The 26,645-nt window shown below is 39.8% G+C and carries 25 protein-coding genes; 5 read left to right on the forward strand and 20 right to left on the reverse strand.

Going from position 1 to position 26,645, the window contains the following annotated elements:
- Positions 1-25: 25 nt before the first annotated feature.
- From asnB to J2743_RS04055, 4 genes are all read right to left on the reverse strand, one after another.
- Positions 26-1,903, reverse strand: coding sequence for an asparagine synthase (glutamine-hydrolyzing) (gene asnB / locus J2743_RS04040; protein ID WP_209625284.1), 1,878 nt, complete (start codon positions 1,901-1,903; stop codon positions 26-28).
- A 95-nt stretch (positions 1,904-1,998) separates the two neighbouring features.
- Positions 1,999-2,286 carry a PqqD family peptide modification chaperone gene (locus J2743_RS04045; protein ID WP_209625285.1) on the reverse strand — a complete coding sequence of 96 codons (288 nt, stop codon included), beginning with the start codon at positions 2,284-2,286 and terminating at the stop codon, positions 1,999-2,001.
- A gap of 314 nt (positions 2,287-2,600) precedes the next feature.
- Positions 2,601-3,365: a right-handed parallel beta-helix repeat-containing protein gene (locus J2743_RS04050; RefSeq protein WP_209625286.1), complete on the reverse strand. Its 765-nt coding sequence runs from the start codon at positions 3,363-3,365 to the stop codon at positions 2,601-2,603.
- Between the two features lie 370 nt (positions 3,366-3,735).
- The gene (locus J2743_RS04055) at positions 3,736-4,632 is read right to left on the reverse strand and encodes a phosphoenolpyruvate carboxykinase (ATP) (protein ID WP_209625287.1); all 897 of its coding nucleotides are present in this window, start codon (positions 4,630-4,632) and stop codon (positions 3,736-3,738) included.
- A 150-nt stretch (positions 4,633-4,782) separates the two neighbouring features.
- On the opposite strand from J2743_RS04055, the gene J2743_RS04060 reads away from it, so the two are divergent.
- From J2743_RS04060 to J2743_RS04075, 4 genes are all read left to right on the forward strand, one after another.
- Entirely contained in the window at positions 4,783-7,092 is a 2,310-nt protein-coding gene (locus J2743_RS04060; RefSeq protein ID WP_209625288.1) for a DUF1616 domain-containing protein, read from the forward strand.
- A 261-nt stretch (positions 7,093-7,353) separates the two neighbouring features.
- The gene (locus J2743_RS04065) at positions 7,354-7,647 is read left to right on the forward strand and encodes a hypothetical protein (RefSeq protein ID WP_209625289.1); all 294 of its coding nucleotides are present in this window, start codon (positions 7,354-7,356) and stop codon (positions 7,645-7,647) included.
- 11 nt (positions 7,648-7,658) lie between these two features.
- On the forward strand, positions 7,659-8,330 hold the full coding sequence (locus J2743_RS04070) for a hypothetical protein (protein WP_209625290.1): 672 nt from the start codon (positions 7,659-7,661) through the stop codon (positions 8,328-8,330).
- A gap of 91 nt (positions 8,331-8,421) precedes the next feature.
- Positions 8,422-9,036, forward strand: a complete 615-nt coding sequence (locus tag J2743_RS04075; RefSeq protein WP_209625291.1) for a hypothetical protein — start codon at positions 8,422-8,424, stop codon at positions 9,034-9,036.
- A 185-nt stretch (positions 9,037-9,221) separates the two neighbouring features.
- Here the strand turns inward: J2743_RS04075 and J2743_RS12225 are convergent, their stop codons facing one another.
- Positions 9,222-10,043, reverse strand: coding sequence for a CPBP family intramembrane glutamic endopeptidase (locus J2743_RS12225; RefSeq protein ID WP_209625292.1), 822 nt, complete (start codon positions 10,041-10,043; stop codon positions 9,222-9,224).
- A gap of 220 nt (positions 10,044-10,263) precedes the next feature.
- Here J2743_RS12225 and J2743_RS04085 point away from each other — a divergent pair, with 220 nt between their 5' ends.
- The gene (locus J2743_RS04085) at positions 10,264-11,139 is read left to right on the forward strand and encodes a glycosyltransferase family 2 protein (RefSeq protein WP_209625293.1); all 876 of its coding nucleotides are present in this window, start codon (positions 10,264-10,266) and stop codon (positions 11,137-11,139) included.
- 151 nt (positions 11,140-11,290) lie between these two features.
- Here J2743_RS04085 and cobM read toward each other — a convergent pair whose 3' ends face one another.
- From cobM to mvk, 15 genes are all read right to left on the reverse strand, one after another.
- Positions 11,291-12,058, reverse strand: coding sequence for a precorrin-4 C(11)-methyltransferase (gene cobM, locus J2743_RS04090; protein ID WP_209625294.1), 768 nt, complete (start codon positions 12,056-12,058; stop codon positions 11,291-11,293).
- Between the two features lie 51 nt (positions 12,059-12,109).
- A complete protein-coding gene (locus J2743_RS04095; RefSeq protein ID WP_209625295.1) occupies positions 12,110-13,000 on the reverse strand; it encodes a DUF166 domain-containing protein in 891 nt (296 codons plus the stop codon).
- Positions 13,001-13,264: 264 nt separating this feature from the next.
- Positions 13,265-13,444, reverse strand: a complete 180-nt coding sequence (locus tag J2743_RS04100; RefSeq protein WP_209625296.1) for a MarR family transcriptional regulator — start codon at positions 13,442-13,444, stop codon at positions 13,265-13,267.
- Positions 13,445-13,581: 137 nt separating this feature from the next.
- Positions 13,582-13,758 (reverse strand): hypothetical protein, encoded by a 177-nt coding sequence (locus tag J2743_RS04105; protein ID WP_209625297.1) that lies wholly within the window; start codon positions 13,756-13,758, stop codon positions 13,582-13,584.
- On the reverse strand, positions 13,755-13,934 hold the full coding sequence (locus J2743_RS04110; protein ID WP_209625298.1) for a hypothetical protein: 180 nt from the start codon (positions 13,932-13,934) through the stop codon (positions 13,755-13,757). The genes J2743_RS04105 and J2743_RS04110 overlap by 4 nt, the downstream gene beginning before the upstream one ends.
- A 349-nt stretch (positions 13,935-14,283) precedes the next feature.
- A complete protein-coding gene (locus tag J2743_RS04115; RefSeq protein ID WP_209625299.1) occupies positions 14,284-15,174 on the reverse strand; it encodes a DUF166 domain-containing protein in 891 nt (296 codons plus the stop codon).
- A gap of 236 nt (positions 15,175-15,410) precedes the next feature.
- Positions 15,411-15,707, reverse strand: a complete 297-nt coding sequence (locus J2743_RS04120) for a TIGR04076 family protein (RefSeq protein ID WP_209625300.1) — start codon at positions 15,705-15,707, stop codon at positions 15,411-15,413.
- Between the two features lie 57 nt (positions 15,708-15,764).
- The gene (locus J2743_RS04125; protein WP_209625301.1) at positions 15,765-16,787 is read right to left on the reverse strand and encodes an adenylosuccinate synthetase; all 1,023 of its coding nucleotides are present in this window, start codon (positions 16,785-16,787) and stop codon (positions 15,765-15,767) included.
- Between the two features lie 303 nt (positions 16,788-17,090).
- Positions 17,091-18,431: an ATP-binding protein gene (locus J2743_RS04130; RefSeq protein WP_209625302.1), complete on the reverse strand. Its 1,341-nt coding sequence runs from the start codon at positions 18,429-18,431 to the stop codon at positions 17,091-17,093.
- Between the two features lie 383 nt (positions 18,432-18,814).
- Positions 18,815-20,494: a glutamate--tRNA ligase gene (locus J2743_RS04135; protein ID WP_209625303.1), complete on the reverse strand. Its 1,680-nt coding sequence runs from the start codon at positions 20,492-20,494 to the stop codon at positions 18,815-18,817.
- A 139-nt stretch (positions 20,495-20,633) separates the two neighbouring features.
- Positions 20,634-21,632, reverse strand: a complete 999-nt coding sequence (gene idsA / locus J2743_RS04140; RefSeq protein ID WP_209625304.1) for a short chain isoprenyl diphosphate synthase IdsA — start codon at positions 21,630-21,632, stop codon at positions 20,634-20,636.
- Complete coding sequence (locus tag J2743_RS04145; RefSeq protein ID WP_209625305.1) at positions 21,632-22,981, reverse strand: RNase J family beta-CASP ribonuclease; 1,350 nt, start codon at positions 22,979-22,981, stop codon at positions 21,632-21,634. Before J2743_RS04145 ends, idsA begins: the two co-directional genes overlap by 1 nt.
- Positions 22,978-24,033 (reverse strand): type 2 isopentenyl-diphosphate Delta-isomerase, encoded by a 1,056-nt coding sequence (gene fni / locus J2743_RS04150; protein WP_209625306.1) that lies wholly within the window; start codon positions 24,031-24,033, stop codon positions 22,978-22,980. Before fni ends, J2743_RS04145 begins: the two co-directional genes overlap by 4 nt.
- A 370-nt stretch (positions 24,034-24,403) precedes the next feature.
- Positions 24,404-25,201 (reverse strand): isopentenyl phosphate kinase, encoded by a 798-nt coding sequence (locus J2743_RS04155; RefSeq protein WP_209625352.1) that lies wholly within the window; start codon positions 25,199-25,201, stop codon positions 24,404-24,406.
- A gap of 28 nt (positions 25,202-25,229) precedes the next feature.
- The gene (gene mvk, locus J2743_RS04160) at positions 25,230-26,321 is read right to left on the reverse strand and encodes a mevalonate kinase (protein ID WP_209625307.1); all 1,092 of its coding nucleotides are present in this window, start codon (positions 26,319-26,321) and stop codon (positions 25,230-25,232) included.
- Positions 26,322-26,645: the final 324 nt, after the last annotated feature.

Here is a 26,645-nt window from a genome sequence, read left to right on the forward strand (position 1 = left end):
AATTTTAAAATTTTAAACAAAATCATTATTTTATTATATCGTTTCCATTAAACCACCAAAAGAATAACGAAACTCCCCATATACGACGTATCGACTCATAACTTGCAATTCCCTTACTATATTCTTGATAAATACTGTTAAGGCTGTCAAGATCTATGTACTCTTTGAGTTCTTTGTTATTTAAGATTTTTTCCTCTAAAAAACTTTTTTCGAATAACATTAGATTTTTTTCTAAAACTGGACTTAAAATTGCTTTATCCGCACGCCATTGAATTTCTTTAGGTAATATACCACTCATTGCAATTCGTAATATGTACCTACTCCAACCAAATTTAAATTTCATTTCAGTGGGTATGGCATAACAAAATTCAATGAGTCTTTTATCTAAAAAAGGATATCGGGGCTCAATAGAAAAAGCTGAGATAGTTTTATCTAACATCCTTAAAGGAGAAAGATTCTCCGTGGTAAGGAGGTAATAATGATATTTTTTAGCAGTATCTGCTTCAGAAATAGGGTCTAAATAAAAATCTTCCCAAAGTTTTTTAGCATTTAACTGCCTTGCCATGTCTTTATTAAGAATAAATGTTTTTGATTTTTTTTCAGATAGAAATAGCATATTTTTGAGATTTTTTGGAATCAATGGAAAGATAACATTCCATAAGAATAGTTTATTAAACCCCAAATCAACCCGATTGGAATAACCATTAATCTCATTAATAAGTTTTTTCCACTTAAATGATGCAGCAAGATCCCGAAGATAATTAGTTCCATATGAAATTACTGCATCTCCACCAGAACCACTTAATACAATACGAATATCTTTTCGTTGCATTTTTTTATACAACTTCCATAAAATTGTCATGAATGGTGTAATGAATGGCTGTTCTTGGTACCATAAAATTGTTCTCATTTGTTCAAATGGACTAATATTATCACCAACTATAAAGTGTGGTTCAATTCCATCCATATCGGTAACCTTTTTAATATAATAACGTTCATCACATTGAGTAAACTCATCAAAAACATATGAAAATGTGTTGATGGAATCAAAACTTGTATTTTTTTTCTTGTTCATAATTTCTTTTGCCATGCATACAATTGAAGATGAGTCTAATCCACCACTCAATTGGAATCCAATAGGATATGCGCTTCTTAAACGACAGTTTATTGATGTTGAAAAAATACTACGAAAAGTTTTAATGTAATCTTCTTCTGAATCCATTACTAACTGAGCGTTCGGATTTAGTTCCCAATATTTGATTATTTCATTATGATTGTAGTCAATGGAAAAAGAATTAGCTGGACTAAAACTATAAATATCTTCATAAAATGTTAATTCATTATCATAAACATCCATCAAGTAAAACAATAATGCTTTTTGATTCAATTTGTGTGGAATTTCAGATAGGTCAAAGAATGGTTTTATTTCTGTAGAAAAGAAAAAATAAGTTTTAGATAAAAAATAATACAACGGTTTCACACCAACATGATCTAGGGCACCAAATAATTTCTCACTATTTTTATCCCATATCACAAAAGCAAAATCCCCTAAAAGCTCTTCTGGGCACTTATCACCCCACTTCTCATAGGCTTTTAGAATAAAGTAACTATCTGAAACATGCTCCTTGTCTTCTATTCCTAACGTAGGTGCAAGTTCTTTCCGGTTATCGATCCTTGCATCTGCGGTTATAACCAATCCGGATTCCTTATCTTCAAAGGGAAGTTCTTCATGGAGGGATTCTGGTGTTGTGTGGAGCATCTGGTGGCCGAAAGCCACTGGTCCCTCACACCAGGTTCGGGATCCATCCGGTCCCCTATGAGCTATCTTTTCATTCATCTTCTTGATGTCTTCGGGGTCAACATCCCGCCCATCCCGTCTGAAAATACCTGTTATTCCACTCATAAAAGCCCAACAAAATCTTTAATTAATTAAAGAAAGAATTATTTTATCTCCAACACATTTTAAACCTTAAAATTATTATTTAATTCATTTAAAAATTAACCATCATCTTCAACATCGATCAACCCTTTCTCAGCAAGTTCATGCAACAATTCAAACAAATCCTGTTCACATTCCTCTTTTTCCACATCATATTCTGCTAAAATAGCATCTCTTACTTGGTTAATGGTTTTAGGTTCCTTTATCTCTTCCCAGATAAAAGCACCCACAGGGTTCAAACCATAATAAATCCCATCTTCCATTCCCAAGAGAACCATTTCATCATCCACTTTACAGTAAACATAATCTTTATTCACAGTTACCCTGGTAGAACCTAATAATTCCATTTTATATCTCCCACATTTAACTCCATAAAAATATTATATAAACCCCCGAAAATATCTAAGCAAATATTAAATAGTTCCATGGGTAATTCCATCACATTCTAACCACCAAGTATCCTCCCCATCCTAAATATAGTTTATGGGAGGTTTTATAGATGCTGATTTTTTATCAAATAATTCCTTTTTCATCAGATGATTCTCAAAAAAGTTTTAAAAAAGTAGTCTAAAAGAGGTAAAGCTATTGTAAATAGAAAAAACGTTTAAAAAAAACATAAAATATTAAAAATAAAAAAATGATGGGAGGTAAAAAACCAATTTTATTCCCTTTTAGATATCACTGTTCCACCCATTAACATCAGCATTCCTGAGGCAAGAGAGGCTAATGGTACACTTGGGTCCTCTGTTGTGTCTGTGTTTCCGGTTGGAGTGTTAGTTTCAGTGCCTGATGTTTCAGTGGTTTCAGTTGTGGTTTCAGTTGTTCCTGCACTACCAGTTTCCGTCACTGTATCTCCTTCTAGAGTGGATGTTGATTCTGTTAAAAATTCTTCTTCTGGACTTCCACTGGCCATGGCTTCAGGTGAACTATCAAAGGTTTCCACAGTTCCAGAAACATCATATTCATAGTAAACCCCATTTAACATACAGTTAATCAGGGTTAACTGACCATTGTTGTTAATGGTGAATGCATTTTCATCCCGGGTCCAGATAGCCATGTTCTCCAGAACCACACTCACACCAGAAGGAACAATGATAACTCCGTCGATGGTGTCATAGCCAATATTGGTGTCTGTGGGGTAACTGGTCACACCAGAAATAGTTAAATCTTTAGTTACATAAATCTGTTCAAGGTAGTTCACGGGTTGAAGCTGAATATGGTGACCACTTAAAGTGTCCTCATCATCAATGGCATCCTGTATTGCTGTGGTACTATTAAATGTCTCACCAGTTTCTACCACTAATGGAGTTGTGTTTACATCATCCACCACTGCCCTGGCAGAAACTGCTCCGCTGAAGGCAAACACAAGTAGGAAAGCGAACATGCAAAAGGCAAGTTTCAACTGCACGTTTTTACTCATTTTCATTCTTTCCACCTTCTATAAATTACACATATTCTCTATTACTTACCCTGTCTTCACAAGTGGTTATAATTTAATGACAATTTAGTGACAATAGTCACAAAACTGTGTGAGAATCCGCACAAAAAAATGAATTTTCGCACCATAAAAAGCTAAATCATTTACTATCCTTTTAAAAAAATTTAGAAAATAAAATAAAGGCAAATTAGGAAATATACAAAAAATTTAAACTTTTTAATCAGGATTTACCATGGATTTTTCCTGAAAAATGTTCACATTGTGGAACAAAAAATGTTGTAAGAAAGCCATATTGTTATTAAAAAAAAGGGTTTTTTTGAAGGAAAATTATTAATAATTTATCGGTTGCTAAAAATCCCTAATCCCCACGTTCCAAATCATCTTCAATCATCTTCACCAGTTCCTGTATTTTCCCAAAGGAATGGGTTATTTCCAGCTGTTTCACAGTTACATTGTTCACCAGCTGGGCACAATGGATTAAATTCTCCTTTTGAGTGGTGTGCTGGAAAATCCTGTTGGCCACTGAATGCCTGATAAGATCCATCAAATTCTCCTGTGACTTTAAAGTAGATATCCCCATTGTATCACCCTTTTCAATAACATATATTCTCTCACATATCAATGGCTCCGGGGAAAAACCATGGGATGCATCACAGAATATCTTCCCTACGATGGTCCTTATGGGGGTTAAAATATCCGTGTTATCCTTAACCAGGTTATAAGAATCTTCATTTAAACGTACATGAGGGTAACCCGGATAGACCACTGGCTTACCTTCTTTATTGAATTTTATGGCCAGTATATCATCAGTCACCAGTGGGTAACCATCCTTATACAGATTAATAGCTGTGGTGGATTTGCCATTACCCCGGTAACCTAAAAAGGCAACTGCAACACCATTGACATTGACTGAACTACCATGCAAGACCAGGAATCCACGCTGATGCAGTAAGAGTGCCATCACAGGGCCCAGGAGAAAAGGTATTATGTTAACTTCATCTGAACCATCCAGATCAGCAATTGGTTCCACACATACCAGTTCACCTTTACTGATCTTAACTTTTCCAATATCCTCCCACCAGAGGTAAACCTCTCCATCAGTTACCCTGTAGTTGGGGCCTTCCACTTCTCCAGTTAATGGAAGGTTTACTGTTCCTAGAATGATCTTTACATCAGGATTACCTAAACCCGCCATCATGCCGGGAAGTTCTATTTCTGATAGAATTTCAAGTCCAAATGCTTTATAATAATACATCAAATTTACTCCGTAAGATTACTATATATGGATATTTAGTTGTTTTTTCATAAGTATTTTCCATTATCTGGTCTTAAACCTTATTCATCCCTGAAGATAATCTATTAAATCATTATTAAGTATTTATACATCCTCATCCCAATACAGTCTATGAAACTTTCATATCAGAAAGACCTTTTACTGGTTATTATTATCAGTCTAACAGTACTTACCATGAGCTGGCTTAGATTAATAACTAGTGATCTTTTAACTTTCATACAGTACGTTTCAATCTTATTGTTACCAGGTTATGCCCTCATGACTGCCATCTGGCCCACTGATGAGAAAATTGGCTGGTCAATGCGTGCAGGAGTGGGTTTTGTCCTGGGACTGTTTTTCGTTTTATTTTTACCATTGATCTTCAACTCTTTTAACATTGGATACCTCAGTGGAAACCTCACCAACATATTCCTATGTATGAGTGTGCTCCTATCTTTAATAGCTATGGCCCGCCGAACAGAACCATTTGAGGATGAACCTCCTGCAGAGGGAGTCCAACTCACTTTGGAAGAATCTATTCAAAGAGCAGCAGATATGAGGCATAGAGTTGTAGAAGAACATGAAGACGAGTATGATGAGGAATATTCTGAAGAAGAATATCCTGGAGAGTCTGAATACTACGACGAAGATTATGAAGATGAAGATTATGAAGATGAAGATTATGAAGATGAAGATTATGAAGATGAAGAAGTCTCTGACGAGCCAATAGAAAGATATGACGAAACCCCTTATGATGAAGAATCGTCTGAAGATGAAGAAGAAATTGAAGAATCTGAAGAAGAATATGAAGATTTAAAGGGAGAAAAACCCCTCCAATATAAACGGATGCAGGAAAGGGGTTACCTTGACGAAGACCCCCATGAGGATGAAAGACATGAAAGTGTGCCTTTCCGGGTGGAGGAACCCATTAAAACAGAGCTATCCCCAACAGAATATGAAGAAGAAATAGACAGACCATTTTGGATGGAAGAAAACGTCCAAAAAAAGCCTGGTTTTAAAAATTGGGACCAACTCATTATCATCTTTTCATGTGGCATATCTTTATTCTTCCTCTATTTCAATCCCCTCAATAACACCATCAGTACCACTATTTTCTTCATTATTCTCCTATTCACACTTGGTTATGAAGGGTTAACCATCATCTTCCCTGATAAATCCAGGGTCACTTCAAATAAAATCATTCCAGCCAGTGTAATTACTGCCATCATTCTTTTTACCATCTCATTCCTGGCATGGAGCAGTGGTTTCCTTCCAGATGTACCTAAATACTTGACACAAATATTGTTTGTTGCAACCATCATCATACTAGCCGGGGCATTTATACGTAAATTACGCAAGAGGGATGCAATTGAAGAATATGAAGAAGAAATTTCAGCTGAACCCATTCCATCTGAAGAAATCCAAACAGAAGAACCAGGAAAAGAAGAAGTTCATGATGCTGCTGAAAGGCCTCCTTTAAAATCTGATGAAAAAACTGATGAAAAATCAGCAGAAAAATCAGCCCCTGCAAAAAAAACTGTGGAAATTGTTGATGATAAAAAAGTGCATAAAGAACCCCCTACTTATAAACCCCGTAACTATTACACAGATATTATCCTAATAGTGGCTTTAACCCTGTTTACTGCTGCTTTTGTACTCATACCCCCACTTAACAAGACCTTCATCAGGACTATCCTTGGAATTTTACTGGTACTGTTCATCCCTGGTTATTCACTTATTGCTGCCCTCTTCCCTAAATGGGGAGACCTGGATGGTATTGAAAGAACAGCACTAAGTTTTGGTTTAAGCATTGCAGTAACCCCTCTAATTGGTTTAGGACTTAACTACACACCCTGGGGCATCCGACTGGATCCCATACTCATCAGCCTCACTATATTCACCATTGCCATGTGCATAATCGCCTATCTGCGAAGGAGCAGATTACATGAACAGGAGCGTTTCTTTGTACCAATTGCAGGATTTATCCGCAAAGCCAAAGGATCCTTCAAGAGTGAATCAAAAACTGAGAAAATACTTTCAGTTATTCTCATCCTCAGCATAGTTCTGGCTATTTCCACCACAGCATACATTATTGTTAAACCCAAAGAGGGTGAAAAATTCACTGAATTCTACATCCTGGGACCCAATGGTACAGCCAGTGATTACCCCACTAACCTCACCGCTGGACAGAATGGTAGTGTGATTATTGGGGTGGTGAACCATGAATACGCCACCAAGGATTATCAAGTAGTGGTTACAGTTAATAACAGGACGCTAAAAAATGAAACAATAACCCTGAATAACAGTCAGAAGGTGGAAATACCCTTTAATTTCACTACTGGAACAGCAGGCGAAAAGAAAATGGAGTTCTCACTCTATAAATTACCTGATCAGGACACTGTGTATAGATCCTTGCACTTGTGGCTGAATATAACCGGATGATTTAGCATAATTCAACGAATAGTTTAAATTAACCACAATCTTAATGAACAAAGATATAATTTAGATGATTTAACTAAAAACGCCATTATTTACTCAAGATCATTATTTCAGAAAAGTTTATTTATTAGTAAAAAAATAAATTTTATATTAATGTTAGTATTTGTTCTCATGTTGAAAGATAGACAGAATAATTGTTAGACAGAACAAATATTGCTAAAAAAAGGAAAATATTATATATTATGAAAAAAAGAAGGTATATCCATGATATCAACTGTAACCACGACCACAACTACAACCACTACCACTGCAGCCACATCCGCAACTTCGGCTACAGCTGCTGCCACTACAGCAGTAACTTCGGCGGATATTTTAGGCTACAGTTTAATTGCTGTGGTTGCTCTCATAGCTTTTCTGGCATTGAAGGAAATCTTAAGTTCTGAAGCCAGCAAAAATAGTAAAATTAACACCTTTATCAACAGCTCTAATGTAGCTATATTACCATTACTGTTTGTTTTTGGCGCAGTAGTTGCCTATAAAGTTGTTACTGTGATCTAGGGGTGGTTTAAATGAGAAAAGATTTAGGATTATTGGCTGTCCTGGCAGTAGTCATAGTGGTTGTGGCTGTATCAGGATGCTCTGACAATGGTACAAACGATTCTAACACTAATGTTAATGCTATAAACGAAAAAAGCACTAAAGTTGCCATCTATAACAATGGTACCACCTGGGCCCATGCAGAACTGGTGGCCAATGCCACTCATAAAAATGGAACTAACATGACTATCTGGGCAGATACCTTTATAGAGCCCAATGGAAACCTGACTATTGATTTATCAGAAATACTGGGATACGGTAACGAACCTTTACCTGCAGGAACCACCATACGTGTGCAATCCTGGAAAGGTCTTTTCAACGAGACTAATGGTGTTGGTGATGAAGGAACCCTTAACATAAGCTTCCAGGGTTGGTCCAATAACCGATACCCCAATGCTACTGACCAGTTTACCCCAGTAACTTTCAACCCATTAACCATCAACACACTACCCGCTAATGTCACTGAAAGCATCGCATATATAGCAACAACACCAGAAGAACTAGCTAACATACACTCAATTGACACATCCGATGAGGAACCCCTCTATGAGGAAGAATTAATTGTTGTAAATGCTGATGGAAGCGTTACCATCACCATTACTCAAGTTCCTGAACTGTGTCAGGCAATTTCAAGTATTGTATAAAAACAATACAAAACCCTCTTTTTTTATTTTATTTTGAACTATTTTTGAACCTCTAAAAAGATTTATCTATCCTTGAAATAATCTGATTAACATGAATAAGAAAATCCTGATCCTAGTGATAGTTTTAGTTGCAATTGCAGGTTTAGCCGTACTGGAAGTCACCACCGGCTTTTTTAGTGCAATGGCCTTTGATCAGATCACCTACAACTACTCATCTAAAGTATGGATACCACCCACAAATCCTGAAGATCCCAATTCTGCATCAATGGGGGGATACTATAAGATCAATGGAAAAGGACGAGACTTTAACCTCTTCTTAAAACTCAGTGGTGCTGAAAAATCTGAAAGTCCTCTGGATTACACCGAAGATGGACTCAGAGGTACTGGAAGAATTGATGAGATTAAAGTAACCCCCGGAACCATCTATGCCCTCCTCACCAAAGATATTAAGGGGGCTATGTTCAACACAACTTTCAAGGGAAATATGAACCTATCCTGCGCTGCATGGACTGGTAAAACCAACTTCCAGAATGATGGGAAGACTTTTGGAGGCAATTTCACCATTGACGGAGTTATGACTGATTGGGAAGGTACTTACACATTAAAACATGAGGGTTTCCGTATTTTAGGAACAAGTGATTTCATATATTACCCGAACAACCAGACATCCCAATCAAAAAGAGTTCATAAAACATATTATCTTTAATAACTTACTTTTTTTTTAAATCCAATATGATTTAAATTCTCAGATATTCAACCATGATAAAAAATAAATTTTACATTAAATCAATTCAATTTTCATAAATAAAGGTTAAAATTCATTTTTAGAATGAAAAAATAAATTATTGAATACCATTAATCAAATACTTTATAATTTATATTGATACTACTTTAATGAAGGCCGAAATAGGCCAGATTAATAAATGGCATCACTAAAAACAGCATACTGTTTGATAATCCGTGGGCCAGGGTGATTCCCATAATGGATTTGGTTTTAATTAAGCAGTACCCATAGAACATTGCCACACAGAATACAAATACCAGGTCAGCAAAGTATATCCAACCAATGTGCATGGTGGTAAACACTAAAGAAGTGTATAGAAGTCCCCATGCCGGACCTATCAGTTTCATGGTATTGTTTTGTAGGATTCCACGGAATAACAATTCTTCAGCCAGTCCTGTGGATAGTAAGAGTATTATAAAACCTCCAATAAGCAGGGCTGGAGTAAACTGGGCGATTAAAGGGTCCGGTCTTAGGATGAAAAATTCAATGATCCCGGTGAAAAACCCGGTTAATGTAATGAGAAGCTGGATCTTATAATCCCCAAAAACCAGTCCCACATCCTTCAGTGATAGGTTCTGACTACGCATAAGGGCTATAGACGCTGCGAAAAGGGGAATGGCAACTATGGGGAACCAGTATAATGGTTTTATTTGCATCATAGGAATGGAAAGTCCTACAATGCGTATAATTGGGATGGGCATCATACTGCGAAGCAGGTTAGAGAAATCCTTTGACTCCACCATGGCTGCGTTAACTAAGAGAATAAACAAGATGATGGTATGGGCAGACAGTCCCCATATCTTGTTAACATAGGTGGTTAAAAGTTCTGCAACAATCAGGGCCAGAAGGTAGAAAATCAGGGTTAAAATATGTTCTCGAGTTAATCCAATTTCAAAACGTTTGCCATCTGCCTTCTCAACATCCTTCACGTTGTTTACTCCTCATCACTAGTTGGTCATTGCATTTTCAATGTAACATCGTATTCCGGAATAACTTAAATCTAGTAATAACCTTAACAAGACATAGGAAAGTTAATAAAAAGATTTTAGTGCTATTAACATATAACTGTAACTATTAATTTCATTGCCTAAATCATATTTAAATATTTTAACATGTAATAAAACATTGCTACTTGAAGGAGAAACATTAATGATAACCGCCATCATACCCGCCTACAACGAGGAGAAAACCATTGGAAGTGTAGTTCTCGGAACTTTTCAGCATACATCAAGGGTTATTGTTGTAGATGACGGCAGCAACGATCAAACTGGTGAAATCGCCAAGTTAGCGGGAGCTGAATTAATAGTTCATCCCACCAACCAAGGAAAGGGAGCAGCCTTAAAAACTGGATTCCAAGCAGCCCAGGATGCAGAGATCATTGTCACTCTGGATTCTGATGGCCAGCATGAAACCAGCCAGATACCCAAACTGGTAGAACCCATACTCAATGATGAGGCTGATGTGGTGAATGGAAGCCGTTACTTGAACCGTGACGATGATGAAACTCCTGCCTACCGGAGGGTGGGACAAAGTGTACTGGATGCTGCCACCAACATCAGTGGAGATCTGAAAATAACCGATAGTCAGAGTGGTTTCCGGGCATTTGCAGGTCATACCATACCAGTATTTGGTTTTCATAGCAGTGATTATACCATAGAAAGTGAAATGCTTATAGATGCAGCTAAAGCAGGTTTAAGGATTAAAGAAGTTGAAATAAATGCAGTTTATGGTGAGGAGAGTCATCATAAAGCCAATCCACTAAAACATGGTATTAGTGTTCTGGTGAGGATTATCAGGGATATGGAATATAACCGGCCATTATATTATTTTGGTATACCCGGACTAATCATGGTGTTAATCGGGATCGTGCTTAGCATAAGATTCTTCACAGAATACTTAAGTGGCTCTTCCATTACCCTCATACCCACAGCTTTGGCAGCTTTGTTAACCATTTTCGGTTCTTTCATGGCCTTCACAGGACTCATTCTCCATAGTATCTCTAGGATGATTGAAAGAACAAGATAGGAAAAATTTTATTTTATATTTTAAAATCTCAAAATAAATTAATCTCTATTTTTAAAATCTCAAAATAAATTAGTTTCTATTTTAAAATCTCAAAAACCTTTAATCTATTAAAAGATAACTCCCATTATTTTACATGTAAGAACTAATCACACTATTCTCCATCACCCTTCCTGTATTCATGTGAGAAGTGGGAATCATATAGTTTAGATGGGGTCACATGAGATGTACCAAGCACATCTCCCACAACAATAATGGCGGTCTTTTTGATACCTGCTTCTGCAACCTTATCTACGATATCATTCAAGGTTCCCCTAACTATTTTTTCATCTGCCCAGCTGGCCTTCTGCACCACTGCCACAGGTGTGTCTGGATCGTAGAAGGTTAAAAGTTCAGTTACCACCTTACCAATCATATGCACTCCCAGGAATATGCACATAGTGGCCTGGTGCTCTGCCAGACGATAAATCGCTTCACGATCAGGTTTAGGAGTTCTGCCAGATGGACGAGTTATGATAACTGTCTGAGAGACCTCTGGCAAAGTCAACTCGGATTCAAGAGCGGCTGCAGTTGCAAACAAAGAACTCACACCAGGGATAACTTTGTATGGGATGTTTTTCTCCCGCAAACGCTGCATTTGCTCGGCTATAGCCCCATAAATGGCAGGATCACCAGTATGTACCCTGGCAACCAGTTTCCCTTCCTGCACAGATTTCTCCATCACAGCCAGGATCTCATCCAGATTCATCTGGGCACTGTTATAGATCAAAGCATCTGATTTGGCATAACCAAGAACCTCAGGGTTCACCAGCGACCCTGCGTAGATAATCACATCTGCGCCTTCAATCACTCGAAATGCCTTTATAGTTAATAGTTCCGGGTCTCCAGGTCCTGCTCCAATGAAAACTACTTTACCTCTCATGGGTTATCACACCAGTTATTATAAAACTTCTTGTAGTAATAGGTTGTCTTGTTATAATGGGAATTTCTTCTCTTCCATCTCTATGGAACCATAGGGACATTCATTGATACATATCTCACAGTAGCCACAGCTGGCAGGGTCAATAACTGCCTGCTGGTTCTCATTTAGGGTCACAGTATTCAATCCTATCTGCACCTGGGGGCAGTGTTTGATGCATTCGTGTTGACATTCATCTGCCTCACAGGTCTCATGATCCACCACTGCAGATCGCGTTGCAAAACCCAGAGCCCTTTTAACTGCCTCCTTGGTCTGGTATCCTGCCAGGTGGAGTATGGTGTCTCCCACCACTGGATCCGTGGTCATGCTGGCATTGCAGGGATAGTTATGTAACTTGTTACCTGCCTCCAGTTCGGCTTCTTCTGCAGGAAAACCCTCAATATTCTCTGCTATGTAACGGGTACTGCCACAGGGAGCCGTCCTTATAACTTTAACCTTCTTTACCAGGCCATCAGACTCTATTTCCAGTAATGGTTTCCCGAACTGGCTGGCAAATTGGTCTATGAACTGGTCACCCACTGGTTCCAGTGAACAGAATGGTTTGGGAAATACTATCTTAACATCAGGGGCAGATTCTTCAATTTCCATCTGCAAACCTGGTGGAACCTGTTTAGGGTCATGGATTGGTATTATAACAGATTTAGCACCGCTTTTTTGGGCGATTAAAGGTACCACCATGTTAATATCACCGTATAGGCCCACTGCCAGTATCAAGTCTGCCGGGGGTATGTGTTTAGGCAGGTGGCTGGAAAAGTCATCAATGAACTCTGGCAGGTCTTCAGGGAGTTCTTCTAAACCCACCATGCTACTGGCCAGTCCCATTTCTGCCAGACTGTTGACAATACGACTCCCATACTTCCCTGAACTTATTATGTAAAGTTTCATAGTACTCATCCCATCATAGTTTGTAACATAATTCAGTTAGAAAAATATTATAATACACCAATAATTAGTCCTTAATTTAAAGTCCTTAATAAATTCGTTGATATTGTCCTGATAGATAACTGTTTATAAACAGTCCCATAATGTTGGTCAGAAAGTGTACAATGTTGGTTAAAAAAAGAAATGTTGGTTAAAAAACAGCCCGACACATCAGTTTTTAAAAAAAATGAATTTTTAGTGGGGTTCTACTAACGTTTTACCCCTATTTTACTTTTTCAAGGCCCAGTAGCACCTTTTTGGTGAAATGATGGTTTCGTCTTTTTTAAGTTCTTTCATGATCTTGTCAACTTCTTTTTTATCCACACCAGATATCTGGCTGACTTTAGTGGCGTTTAAAGGTTCTTCAGAGTCTTGGAAAGCCTTAATTACTTTTTCTTTGTCATCCATTGGGATCACCTGTTTCTATTATTCTTCTATAATATTTTATTGTAGTAACTATTCTGTTAATTTGGAGTATGTGCTCCAAATTAGTGTGTTAGATTGGGTTTATAATGAAAATAGTAATGGGTACTCAATTTTATTGATCATTTAATGAATCTATATTTTCTAGCTATGCGACACATTACATTATCCTTTAGAACAATTCTTTGTGATTTATGCCTGCCAGTTTTGGCTATTGTTATTGGATCCGTGATCTTCCTTGCTTCACCTACTATTTTAGCACCTTTTATAATGGTTCCTTCCTCAGTATATGTACTCATTCAACCAATCCCAAACTTCCTTCTTGTTCTAATTCATTAAGAACTTGGCAAACAAATTCATAATCTAATTCAAGATCATCTGCAACTTCATAATCATAGCTTTCAGAATAATTTTTATAATAACCTAAAATTTCTTTTTTAGCGGTGTCGTAATCGATTTTGCGAATTTTGATCACCTTTATCGCCTTGAGTTTATCCCTGATAGCTTCTCTTATAAAATCAGAGAAATTGAGGTATATTCCAGCATCAATTAAATTTTGTATCTCTTCGTTTTCTCTTGGTGTGAGTTTAGTGCCTACTGCTTTTGGATTTTTTTAATTGATGATGGTGAAGTCAGGTTTTGGTCATATATAGTTAACAATATATAAACATTGACATTTATCTGACAGGATTAATTTTGATTTTGAATGGTAACTTTTCAACATTTCTAATCCTGACTTTGAATGGTAACTTTTCAACATTTCTAATCCTTCTTTAACATTCACATTACATCCCTCTTGAGTTAACTACAATCCCAGAAATTCACTACAACTCGAACCTTCCATTTTCAATATTGATGGCATTTAAGGGACATTCTTTGATGCATATTTCGCAGTATCCACAGGTTGCAGGGTCAATCACTACCTGACCATCCTCATCAAGAGTTATGGTATCCAGCCCGATCAGTACCTGGGGGCAGTTTTTGACACATTCCTCCTGGCACTTATTCAGGTTGCAGATTTCCGGATCCACCACTGCTGATTTTGTAGCAAAACCCAATGCCCTTTTAACTGCTTCTTTTATCTGGTAGCTAGCCAGGTGCATGCTGGTGTCACCCACTGATGGGTCGGTGTCGGTGCTGGCATTACATGGATAGTTGTGTAGTTTCTGGGTTGCCTGGATTTCTGCTTCTTCTTCTGGCATGCTCCACAGGCCCCTGGCAATGTAATTGGTGGAGCCACAGGGAGCACCTCTTAAAACTTCAACCTTTTTTATGAACTTATCTGATTTGATGTACAGGACTGGTTTGCCAAAATGGCTGGCAAATTCATCTATAGGTGCATCGCCCACCGCTTCCAGTGAACAGAAGGGTTTGGGGAATACTATTCTTATATCGGGAGCTGATTCCGTGATTTCCTGTTGCAGGCCTGGTGGCATCTGTTCAGGCCCATAGATGGGTATTATTGCAGATTTAGCACCAGTCCTACGAGTTACTTCCGGGACTATCATGTTTATGTCCCCGGAAAGACCCACTGCCAGAATCAGATCAGCTGGTGGTAAACTTTGGGGGATGTATTCCTGAAATTCATCAATAAAAAGAGGTAGATCTTGGGGGAATTCTTCCATTCCCACAATGTTACTGGCCATGCCATGTTCTGCAAGGTTATTTGTCACCCTGCTACCATATTTACCGGAGCTTAAAATGTAGATCCTCATTTTCTCCGCCCCCATCCAGATAATGGTACTTTTATGTAATTGCGGTTTATTTGGTTGCAGAAGATTTATTCAATCATGAAAGAGTCACTCTACAGAAGATTTATTCAATCATGAAAGAGTCACTCTACAATATATTTATTCAATCATGAAAGAGTCACTCTACGATATTTATTCAATTTTGAAGGAATCACTCCTGATAGAACCGCTTACTTTTAAATAAATATCTGTTTTACCCATTACTTATCTGTTTTCCTGCAACGGAAAATAACTGTTCCTCCATCTGTGTAGGGTTCTCCGGGGTCCACACATTGTAGGTAGGCATGATCTTCATCACCTTCCCTGGTTAATCCCAATGTTAATGGGATCCAGTTATGTTCCAGGATGGTGGTGTAATGTAGGATGGTGGATAGGGCATGAGTACACACAGCATCGGTTTTATCCAGAACTATCTTTGGATCATCGAAGACCATGCAGTCACCCTCGTTATATACGGGGCAGTGCCCTCTTATTTCATGGACAGTTATCTCCAGCATCTTTCATTCTCCACTTTAAACAAATTTTTAAAAAAAAGATAAACTAAAAAAAATAGTTTAGATGAGTTCTTCCCTGAGGTCAATGGTGTCCTTCAGGTCAGGTCCTGTGCTTATAATGGTCACTGGTACCTTGGTTGCATCTTCAATTTCTTCCACAAAGCGTTTAATTTCCCCGGAAAGATCTGAGTATTCAGTTACCCTCTCACAGGAGGGGTATAATCTGTCTACACAGGTTAGTGCTATCTGGGTGGCACCGTTTATCATACATGACTCCTTGGCCATTTCCATGTCGAAGAGTCCTATTCGTCTTTTTCTACCAGTAACGGTTCCGAATTCTTCAAGTCCCATTTTTTCAGCTTCTTCAGGTTGCATCTCAGATGGGAATGGTCCTTCACCTACACGGGTTATGTATGATTTGAAAACAACAATAACATCATCAATACGGGTGGGTCCCACACCCACATCAGCTGACATGCTGCTGGCAGTGGTGTCCTTACTGGTGACAAAGGGGTAAGTCCCATAGTAGAGTGATAATCCGAATCCCTGTGATCCTTCAATGAACACGTCTTTTCCCTCATCCAGGGCGGTGTTCACTTCCAGTGGTACGTCGGTGGTGAATCCTTCCATGGATTCCATGTCCTGAGCCTGTTTAACGGTTCGAAGGGCCCGGTCACGGTTAGCTGGTCCGCATCCGGTTCCGGTGCTCCCAATTTTTTTGTACAGATGGTCAGAGGCTTTGTCCTGTTGTTTGTGTTCTTCTTCGATTATGGCACAGCGGTAGTCAGCAAAGGTTCTTTGTTTAACATTGTATTTATTCAGGTAGTCCAGTTCGTAGTGGAAGACCTCGGGGTCCACCAGGACACCTGCACCTATGAGTAGTCTTGCTCCGGTGTGAACGAAACCTGATGGTATCATTCTCAGCCCGTACTTTTCTCCGTTGAACTCCACTGAGTGACCTGCGTTGGGTCCAACTCCTGCCCTGGCAATGATTTCCGGCTCATCGTGGTAGCACAGGTAAGTAATACACTTACCCTTACCTTCATCGCCCCAGCCTCCACCTACAAGTATGTTGCATGTCATGTGATCATTCCTCTTTGTGATTTTAACCTCTCTTATATTGGAGGTTGCTTGTTAAAAAGATTTTCCCAAACCTGTAAGAATAGATTATAATCCTCCAATCTAATTTTAACTGGATTTCCAACCGTTAATAATGATATTGCCCCCTTTTCGCTATTTGTTGTTAGATGGGATTTTGGTGTAAATTCTGCAAAAAGAGTGTTACAAACCAATTAGTATCAGGGATTACTCTACTGATATTAAAGGGATTACTCTACTGATATTAAAAATTACCTTACTTCTAGGAATTACTTTGGTGATGAGACTTTAATGATGAGGATTACTCCCCTGGTTTATGATCCTGTCAAATAGTTCTGGGGTGTATTCACGCTGCATGGATACTAAGATGTGCTGGTCCAGTGCCTCTTCTAATATTTCCACTGTCATCTTTTCTTCACCCCTACGGATGCGGATGGCCTGTGCTATCTGAGCTATGTCACGGGCATGGGCAAAGGTTGGTTTTAAACTTTCCCCACCATCCAGTTGTGGAATGTACACTCTTCGGAAACGTTCCAGGACTTCATTACCATAATCTTCTTTTAACACATCTAAATTACGTTTGAATACTTCAACGATCTCGTCAGAACTGGGAACTTCCAGGAACACATGTAAAGGTGCCCGGCGAAGGTGGGCCTCATCTATAATGGTGATTTCCAGGTTGGTGGATAATGCCGGGATGAAATGAGTGTGCACTATTACCGGTGCTCCCTTAACATAGATGACATCCTTCTTATTCTCCAGTGGAACGATCATCCTGTTTAAAATAACATTAGGATCTTCTTTTTGCCTTCCCAGATCATCCAGTAACAGCACTCCTCCGTTGGCTTTTATAATTGGTGATGTTTCAAAAACTCCCTTATTGGGGTTGTACAATGTTTCCATTTTCTCAGTGCTGAGTTCTGATCCAGTGAAGACAAATGGTGCAAATATCTTAACCCATCTAACATCTCCGGGTTGTTCTGGTCGTAACTTGTGGAAATCCGGGTCGAACATCTGTATTATGTTCCCACTGAATTCAACGTAGCGGGGCATGATTATTGGTGGTAGTAATTCCGACATTTTACTGGTGAGGAATGTTTTGCCTGTACCAGGTGGTCCGTAAATGAAGAAACCTTTACCCCCAATTGCAGCTTCAGTTAGAACCTTCTTAGGGTATTCCATACCTACCACGTCATGAAATGCTTTTTTGGTTATCTCCAGAGGTATTTTCATAGGGTATCTACCCTTCAACTGGACTTCCATGATTTTGAAGTATTCATCATAGGTTACTGGGGCGGTTCCTATGTATGGGTTTTCTTCGGTTAATTTAACTGCCTTCTGGTGGCCGTGTTTTTTAATGGTGTAATCCACACTGGCAAACAGGAATCCACCACCAGTTTGGGCTATCAAATCATCTTTTTCCATTGGTTTCAGGCATTGTTCAAGGAGATCCACATGCAAACCTGTTATTTCATGCATTTGCTGAACTGCAATGTTTCCATAAGTGTTTATGATCTTCAAAAGGAGATTCTGGATAAATGAACTGGACAGATCTATTTCATCCAATGTTTTGGGCTCTTCCAGGACCTGGAAAAGTTTTTGCATTTTATCGTCATGATAATATTCCATTTATACTTCCTCTGGAGGAGTTAATATTAAATTGACATTCCATATGTTATTATGTGAGTAGGGAATTTTTGGCAGTTATAACTTGACGTCACAGAAACAAAAGGATTTACTCCTACTTTGGTGACAATTTTCACAATAATGATTTTTTTTAAACCAACCCTAGGATATAATTACATTAACCATTCAAGTAAGGAAGTAAAAGTTACAAAGTCCAAAATAGAGGAAAATCAAGTGGTGAAAATCTCAATAGCTAATAAAATAGAAGAATTAAAAATCCAGATAAACTAGGAAAAAATTAGTATTTAAATTAATAAGAAGGAAATGATTTAAAAGAGAACTTTGGTTAAAAAAAAGGAATTGTGTGGGATTTAACCATTACATCCCTATTTATGGGCGTAATAAAAACGTGGTATGTGGCCATTTATCTGGTCTAACCTGGCAAATCCTACTCTTTCCAGTTGGACCACATCTTCAACTTTGACTTGTGAAATAGAGTGCTCGGCATATCCAGTGACCACTGTGGCATCTGGCATTACCACCTCAATCACTACAACTCCATTTAAGGGTACCCATTGCACGATCTTGGCTTTGGCTTTGCGGGCTTCATCTATTCCTTCACTGTGGTAATGTGCCTCTCCATCCTGGAATGTGATATTAACTGCATCCATAAGTCGCAACACTTTATTTGAACTGGAAGGTATGTCTTCCCGGTCAAGGTAAACTTGGCTATCAAATTCCAGTTCACGCATCCCCCTATCTGGATGGTCGGGGTGTAATGGTCGCTTAACAATTCCCAGTAAAGATCCAGGAACGTTTTTAACCTGCACCAGCCAAGGATTGGCTACCATGAAGTAACGGTTGGCCTTATCTTCCAGGAATCCGCGGTTAAGTCCGTAAATCTTCTTCCAACTTACTGTGGAGTCGGCTATTTTCACTCCGATCTCCATCATCAGCTTCCTGATGGCTTCGGCCTGTATACCTCTCTTGGCAATGGCACGTATGGTGCCCAGTCGGGGATCATCCCATCCACTGTATGTACCATCTTCTATACCCTGCTTTGCCTTGGATGTGGAAAGTAGAATATCCTCCATTTTCAATCGTCCGTAGTGTATGAATTGAGGTACTCCCCAGTCCATGTGGTTGTAGAGGTATTCCTGTTTTTCACTGTTGGCCAGGTGATCCTTACCCCTGAGTACGTGGGTCACACCACACAGGTGGTCATCCACTGCCACTGAGAAGTTCATCATGGGATAAACACGATACTTGGAACCTACACGTGGGTGTGTGTCTTCCACCACCCGCATAGCCACCCAGTCACGAATGGCAGGATTTTTATGCTGGATATCGGTTTTTACCCTGAGAACCATTTCTCCCTCACCAGTCTCAGGCATTTCTTCCCAGAGTTTTAAATTCTCCTCCACTGTTGCATCCCTGTGGGGGCATGATTTAGATGCGTCTTTCAGTTCCTTAAACACATCTCCTGGGCAGGTGCACATGTAAGCCCCTCCCCTGCGGATGAGTTCCTCGGCATGTTGATAGTAGATATCCATTCTGTCAGATTGGATGATCTCCTCATCCCATTCAACCTGCATCCACTTCAGGTCTTCGGGTATCATCTGGTAGGCTTCAGGATCCACCCGGCGTGGGTCTGTGTCTTCAACCCTTAAGATTAGCTTACCACCGTATCGTTTCCTGTATTCCTGATTTAAAATTGCTGCCCGTGCATGTCCTATATGGAGGGGACCTGATGGATTTGGTGCAAAACGCAGCACCACCTCACCATCTGCATCTGGCAGATCAGCGAGTCTGTTAACTTTTTCAGTTTTCTTCTTCTCCACATACCCACCCAGTTTATCAAGTTCCTGTTTCTGGACTTCTGGAGACATGTTGTTAATTTCTCCGACAATTTGGGAGGCTAATTTGGATACTTCTCCTGCCTGTTTCCGGTATTCAGGATGGTTGCCCATGATCATTCCCATCACTGCCCCTGGCTGAGCCTGACCTCCGTGGTTGGTTGCATTAATCAATGCCTGTTTTTTGATGAGTTTTTTGAGTTTATCCATGATAATCCCTTAACAAAAACACTCCATAAATGAATCAAAGATCTAAACAATATTTGACATCTAATTTATAATTTTCATCCCAGTATTATAACATCGGATTCTAATCCAATTTTCAATATCCAATCCTTAATATCCAATTCTAATTGATGCGCTCCAGTACAAAGTCTGCAAGTAACAAGAGAGCATCTTTAGCTGGACTGTCATCAAGGATGTCAAGGACTTTTTTGGCCTGGTTCACATCTTCCTGGGCCACATTCCATGCGTATTGTATGGAACCATATTTTTCCAGTATATCCACTGCTTCAGAAACGTTCTGGTCACCTTCTTCTTTCAGAATGGTTATGAGTCTTTCCTTGTCTGTTTCTTCTGCCTGGGAGAGTGCATGCACCACCAGGAGGGTCATCTTTCCCTCGACTATGTCACTGCCCACTGGTTTGCCCAGATCTTCTTCACTGCTGGCCACATCCAGGTAGTCATCCTGTATCTGGAATGCCATTCCAATAAGTCGCCCGTATTCTGCCAGAGCTTCAACCTGTTCTGGTGTTCCTCCACCTAATATGGCACCTGATTTGGTGGCAGCAGCAATGAGTGCAGCAGTTTTTTTGAAGATCATCATTAAATATTCACTTTCACTAACATCCAGGCGTTCTGCAAATCCCATGTCCAGTGCCTGACCTTCACATATCTCCACACAACTGTCCACTACAGTTTGCAAGGCAGGTAATATTTTTTCCGCAGCTACATCATCTTCTTCACTCTTCATCACTGTTTCAAAGGCCTTGGAGAAGAGTGTGTCTCCTGCTAATATTGCCATTGGCTCACCCCATAAAACATGGACTGATGGTTTTCCCCTTCTTTTATCATCCTGATCCATTATATCATCATGAATCAGGCTGAAGGTGTGGATTAATTCCACGGCAGCTCCAGTTTTAAGGGCACATTGAACATTACCCCCAACTGCTTCTGCACTTAAAACTGCCAGTGCTGGTCTGAGTTTCTTACCGCCTGCCTTAACCAAATGTTCAGATGCCTGGAGCAAGGCTTCTGGGTCCACTGTTTCCAGAGCCGTGGTTATTTCCTGGTCAATATCTGCAGAGTATCTTTTGAGGATCTCGGTTACTTCCAGTTTTGTTTCCATTAAATTCCTCCATTGAAAACCTGTGCCTGTCCATTTCTAAGTACATGAATGTCATTACCCATTTTATATCCCTCTTCCTCAGCTAATTCGGTGTATGCTGCCAGCATTTCCAGGTCACCGTGGGCAGGTATGATGTGTTGTGGTTGGAGCATGCGTATGAAATCACGATGGTCTTCCCGACCAGCATGGCCAGATACATGGGCATTGGTGAATATACGTGCGCCACTATCCTTCAACCGACGTTCCATAACATTCCTGTTGGCAACGTTGGTGGGGTTTGGTATTATAGGTGCACTGATAACTATGTTGTCCCCCTGGGCCACGTTGAACTGGGTTCTGCCACTGGCAATTCTGGGCAGAAGTGCATCGGGTTCTCCCTGGTGTCCGGTGGTTACCAGCAGGTAGTCGGAACGATTTTCTTCAGCCCGTGCCAGTGCCCGGTTAACTGATTTGGGGCTTCCATAGATACTGGCTCCTTTGGGAAGATCCAGTATGCCAATTTTTTCTGCCATACTCCCAAAACGTTCCATTGATCTTCCCAGTAACATGATCTTCCTGTCACTTTCCTGGGCAATGTTACAGATGGCCTGTATACGTTCAATATGGCTGCTGAAGGTGGTGACCAGTAATCCTTCCTTGGCAGGTAGAATGTCCCGCATGATATCTTCCAGAACTATCCTGGCCACCTTCTCAGAATGGGTTTTCTCCTGCTGTTTCTCGGTCATTCTGGTGGTTTCCACAATGAGTGCCAGCACTCCCTGTTTTCCCAACTCTCTGAGGCGCTGGTAATCTGGTGGTGGGCTGATCATCTGATGGTTGTCGAATTTGAAGTCAAGAGCATATACTATGATACCTTCTGGTGTGTGCAGTACTGCATTAACTGCCTGGGGTATACTGTGAGTGGTGTGCACGAATTCCAGGGTTATATCCGGGGAAATCTGCATTTTCTCTCCTGCGTTTAACACTTGGAGGGGGTTGGATACTTCGAATTTCCTTTCCTGTTTTATGCTGTTTTCCACCAGTGCCAGGGTGTATGGTGTCCCTATAAGCGGTGCTTCATATCTGTGGGCCAGTTTAGCCACTGCACCAATATGGTCCAGATGTCCATGGGTGAATACTATGGCCCTTACCTTTCCATCTACTTCCTTCATCAGGGTGTCATCTGGTATGACTCCTCGTTTTATGAGGTCCAAGCTGTGCATTCGGGCTATGTCAGTGTCTTCGTGAATATTAACCCGATCCAGGTTGATTCCCATGTCAAAGATCACCACATCCTCTCCGACTTTGACTGCGGACATGTTTTTGCCCACTTCTTCGTATCCTCCTATGGCGATGACTTCCACACTCATAATGCAGACCTCCTGGCGTAAATTTTCGTTTCATATCCCCTTTCTGTGAGCCATTCCCGGGTTTTTCCAGTGATGACCAAATCGGCTTTGGTTAAATCTTCCAGGTTGTTTGCCCCCACCAGGAACATGGCCACCTTCATCTCTGCCAGGAATTTTTCAAAGAATTTTAGGAGAGCTTTTTTGCCTAAATATGATGCTTTGAGAACTGGTAATGCCATTCCTATTGCATCAGCCCCGAGGGCTAATGATTTAACAGCATCTAATCCGTTTCTTATTCCCCCAGAGGCTATTATTGGTATGTTTACAGATTGTGAGACTTCTACAGTGCTGGCGGCGGTGGGTATGCCCCAGTCCCAGTACACATCCCCCATGTCTTTATCTGGTGAGCGGTATTTTTCCACTGCTGCCCAGCTGGTTCCCCCGGCTCCGGCAACATCTATTGCAGCAACTCCACTTTTTTCCAGTATCTGGGCGTCGTTGCCACTGATTCCTGCCCCGGTTTCCTTCACCATAACCGGTAAATCTATACTCTTCACTGCTTTCTGGAGTTTTTTAATATAACCTATGGTGTTTAAGTCTCCTTCTGGTTGGATGGCTTCCTGTAATGTATTCAAATGCACTGCCATGGCATCCAATTCCATCATCTCCGCAGCCTGTGGGGCTTGTTCCATTTGAGGAGCTCCGATGTTCCCTATTAAAAGAGCATCAGGTGCTTCTTTGCGTGCTACAGTATAGGTGGATTCCAGTTGGGGATTTTCTACTGCTGCCCTCTGGCTTCCCAACCCCATCCCTATGTTGAGTTTCTGTGCTGAACGAGCCAATTTACGGTTAACATCCGTGGAAGCAGGGTGTCCTCCTGTAATAGCAGTTATTATAATGGGTGCATCCATTTTTTTACCAAATAAGGATGTTGATAAATCTATTTCTTCCTGATTCACTTCAGGAATTGCTTTGTGGACTAATTCCACATCATTAAATCCTGTTTTTTTGTGGTACTCCACATCGCTATGGGTACATAAGAGCAAATGCTCTAATTTTCTATCTGAAATCATGATCTCTTCCTTTTCATCTAAATTTCATGTTTAACTATTTTTTAATGATTTCCATTTTTATGCGTATGAATGGTTATATATCCAAATCATTTTATGCGTGTAAATCGATTATGATATCCAAATCCTCTAATACATATGAATTGATTATGATATCCAAATCCTCTAATACATATGAATTGATTATGATATCCAAATCATCTTATGAGTGTAAATCGATTGTAATATTCAAATTCTTTTTTATTCCTACTAGTTGGTTATAATTTCTGAATTTTTTATTTGATTTTTTATTTGATTAATCTTGAATTTGTGACGATAATTTTTGATTATAATTTTTGATTGGTTTTAATGTAGTTATTCTATTGTTTTTAAGTTATTGTGGGGTGATAATGGTTCCTTTGACTTTTTCACCTTTAAGAGCATTTTCCACAACTTTTGGGCAACTTGCATTGATTATTTCTGATTCAATTCCCATTTCTGCCAGGTGTATAAGTTCCTTTAGTTTCCCTGCCATTCCACCGGTAACGTCCACGGTACGGGCTCCTTCCAGAAATTCCAGATCTTCCAGGGATTTCACCACAGGGAGGAGCTGAGCATCACCGTGACCCTTAGGATCACAGTTGTATATACCATCCACATCTGAACCCAGGATGATCCGTTCAGGTTTTAATTTCTCTGCCAGGTAGGTGATTATCTGGTCCCCAGATACCACTGCCATCCTGATTTTTTGATTATCATCAGGTATCACATCACCGTGTAAAACTGGTACCATTCCCATTTCCAGGTATCTTTTCACCATTGTCAGGTTAGCGGTTTTTATCCGTTTATTTTCACTTATCATGAAAGATGAAGGTGGTACTGCTATGGCTGGAATTCCGTGTTTCAGTAAGAAGTTACACACGTAGTGGTTTAAGTTTCCAACCGCATTTTGGGTTAGGGTGAATCCTCTTTTTTTACGGAAAAATTCCGTTCTACCATTGATTTCGGAGCCTATCTCAAATTTACTGGCATAGGGGTGGCCGAAACTGCCAGCTCCATGGACTATGATCAGCTGCTTCACATTGGCATTGGCTATTTCCTGGGCTATGCGGTCCAGGTTCACTGGGTCCAGGGTGGGTTTGTTCTTATCTTTTCGAGTGATTACACTCCCACCCAGTTTGAGGATTATTATTTTACCACATCCCTGATTATTAGTATGATCATTGAAATGTCACTCCTTCTGAGGATATGTCCACCTGGAAAGCTTTATCAAATGATTTGAGTTCTTTTAAGACTTCATCTGTTTTTCCAGGGCAGTATGCTATTATGCTGCCACCTCCACCAGCTCCGGTTATCTTGGAACCTGTGGCCCCGGCATTGCGTGCGTGGTATATGAGATTGGATAATTCCAGTGTGTTAACACCCAGGGCATCAAGGAATCCCTGGTTAATGTTCATGAGTTCGCCTATTTGTTTTTCTTCTCCCTGGAGGATGGCTTGTTTGGCCTGGTTGGTTAAGTTTTCCATGGTATCCAGTATTGGTTTTACAATCTGAGGGTGTTTATCATGGAGTTTGCGGACTCCTGCCACCAGCAAACCAGTGTTACCTGGGTTTTTAGTGTAACCCACTACCAGGGGCATTTTCATGGCTGGTTTCATCTTCTCTGCTCCCCTATTATGGGTGAAGTAGATAAATCCTCCGTAGGTTGATACCGTAGTGTCCAGTGGACTGGCAGCCCCCTGAACTTCCAGTTCTGCCTGGTGAGCCATTTTGGCCAGTGTTTCTCGGGTGATTTCCTGGTGGTTGTAGCGTGCTGCTGCTGCCAGGGTGGCAACAGTTACAGCTGCTGATGATCCCAATCCACCCCCTATGGGTATTTCCAGATCAACATGCACATCCAGACCATGGTCCGGTGCAAAGTTGAAGAGAGCTTTCTGGATGTATTTCAGGATTCCTGCATCATATGAGGATGGTTTAAGTGGATTATTTGATGGATCAGAAGTATTGTCATGATTTTTTGATAGATCTAAATTATCTTGGAGATCTTTTGATAAATCTACATTATTTTGGAGATCTTTTGATAGATCAAAAACACCATCCTGATTTAAATGGCTTATTTGCTGGTTATCAATATCAATAGCACCGTAAACATCCAGTTCAGGAATTTTAACCGTTATATTATTATCTGTTCCTTCCTGAATGGTTACTTTGGCTCTTCTGTCAACGGCGACTGCAATGGCTGGTTTTCCATAGACCACTGCATGTTCTCCGAAAAGAATGGTCTTACCTGGTGCAGATGCACTGACTTTCATTAAATTGGACTCCTGACCTGGTTAAATCCTTTATCCTGATCTAATTAGATTAACAGATTAAACCAGTTGTTTAAATTAAATCCGGTTATGTTAATACTGGATTTTTTTATTTCAATACAGTTATACGGTCCCAGATAAACCTTTAACATTTCAATTCATGGTTAAAAGTTCTATGATTATGATTATGTACTTACATCTATCTTTATGAGTGTTTTGTGTGCTTATCCAGATTTTTATGAACGTTTATGTCCTTAATTCTCTTTTTAAGAACATTTAATTTGTTCACCTAATTTTTAAGAATGTTTAGTTTTAAGAATGTTTAGT

The organism is Methanobacterium petrolearium, assembly GCF_017873625.1.
Lineage (GTDB): Archaea > Methanobacteriota > Methanobacteria > Methanobacteriales > Methanobacteriaceae > Methanobacterium > Methanobacterium petrolearium.

What these genes read in the sequence shown, in the direction of transcription:
- idsA (WP_209625304.1), bottom strand. Translation starts at nt 21,632, where the DNA reads ATGGAAACAAAACTGGAAGTAACCGAGATCCTCAAAAGATACTCTGCA.
- J2743_RS04120 (WP_209625300.1), bottom strand. Translation starts at nt 15,707, where the DNA reads ATGCTGGAGATAACTGTCCATGAAATAAGAGGGCACTGCCCCGTATAT.
- J2743_RS04060 (WP_209625288.1), top strand. Translation starts at nt 4,783, where the DNA reads ATGAAACTTTCATATCAGAAAGACCTTTTACTGGTTATTATTATCAGT.
- J2743_RS04100 (WP_209625296.1), bottom strand. Translation starts at nt 13,444, where the DNA reads ATGGATGACAAAGAAAAAGTAATTAAGGCTTTCCAAGACTCTGAAGAA.
- J2743_RS04130 (WP_209625302.1), bottom strand. Translation starts at nt 18,431, where the DNA reads ATGGAATATTATCATGACGATAAAATGCAAAAACTTTTCCAGGTCCTG.
- cobM (WP_209625294.1), bottom strand. Translation starts at nt 12,058, where the DNA reads ATGAGAGGTAAAGTAGTTTTCATTGGAGCAGGACCTGGAGACCCGGAA.
- J2743_RS04095 (WP_209625295.1), bottom strand. Translation starts at nt 13,000, where the DNA reads ATGAAACTTTACATAATAAGTTCAGGGAAGTATGGGAGTCGTATTGTC.
- J2743_RS04135 (WP_209625303.1), bottom strand. Translation starts at nt 20,494, where the DNA reads ATGGATAAACTCAAAAAACTCATCAAAAAACAGGCATTGATTAATGCA.
- J2743_RS04045 (WP_209625285.1), bottom strand. Translation starts at nt 2,286, where the DNA reads ATGGAATTATTAGGTTCTACCAGGGTAACTGTGAATAAAGATTATGTT.
- asnB (WP_209625284.1), bottom strand. Translation starts at nt 1,903, where the DNA reads ATGAGTGGAATAACAGGTATTTTCAGACGGGATGGGCGGGATGTTGAC.
- mvk (WP_209625307.1), bottom strand. Translation starts at nt 26,321, where the DNA reads ATGAAAGTCAGTGCATCTGCACCAGGTAAGACCATTCTTTTCGGAGAA.
- J2743_RS04075 (WP_209625291.1), top strand. Translation starts at nt 8,422, where the DNA reads ATGAATAAGAAAATCCTGATCCTAGTGATAGTTTTAGTTGCAATTGCA.
- J2743_RS04070 (WP_209625290.1), top strand. Translation starts at nt 7,659, where the DNA reads ATGAGAAAAGATTTAGGATTATTGGCTGTCCTGGCAGTAGTCATAGTG.
- fni (WP_209625306.1), bottom strand. Translation starts at nt 24,033, where the DNA reads ATGATTTCAGATAGAAAATTAGAGCATTTGCTCTTATGTACCCATAGC.
- J2743_RS04050 (WP_209625286.1), bottom strand. Translation starts at nt 3,365, where the DNA reads ATGAAAATGAGTAAAAACGTGCAGTTGAAACTTGCCTTTTGCATGTTC.
- J2743_RS04065 (WP_209625289.1), top strand. Translation starts at nt 7,354, where the DNA reads ATGATATCAACTGTAACCACGACCACAACTACAACCACTACCACTGCA.
- J2743_RS04055 (WP_209625287.1), bottom strand. Translation starts at nt 4,632, where the DNA reads ATGTATTATTATAAAGCATTTGGACTTGAAATTCTATCAGAAATAGAA.
- J2743_RS04085 (WP_209625293.1), top strand. Translation starts at nt 10,264, where the DNA reads ATGATAACCGCCATCATACCCGCCTACAACGAGGAGAAAACCATTGGA.
- J2743_RS04125 (WP_209625301.1), bottom strand. Translation starts at nt 16,787, where the DNA reads ATGACATGCAACATACTTGTAGGTGGAGGCTGGGGCGATGAAGGTAAG.
- J2743_RS04115 (WP_209625299.1), bottom strand. Translation starts at nt 15,174, where the DNA reads ATGAGGATCTACATTTTAAGCTCCGGTAAATATGGTAGCAGGGTGACA.
- J2743_RS04105 (WP_209625297.1), bottom strand. Translation starts at nt 13,758, where the DNA reads ATGAGTACATATACTGAGGAAGGAACCATTATAAAAGGTGCTAAAATA.
- J2743_RS04145 (WP_209625305.1), bottom strand. Translation starts at nt 22,981, where the DNA reads ATGAGTGTGGAAGTCATCGCCATAGGAGGATACGAAGAAGTGGGCAAA.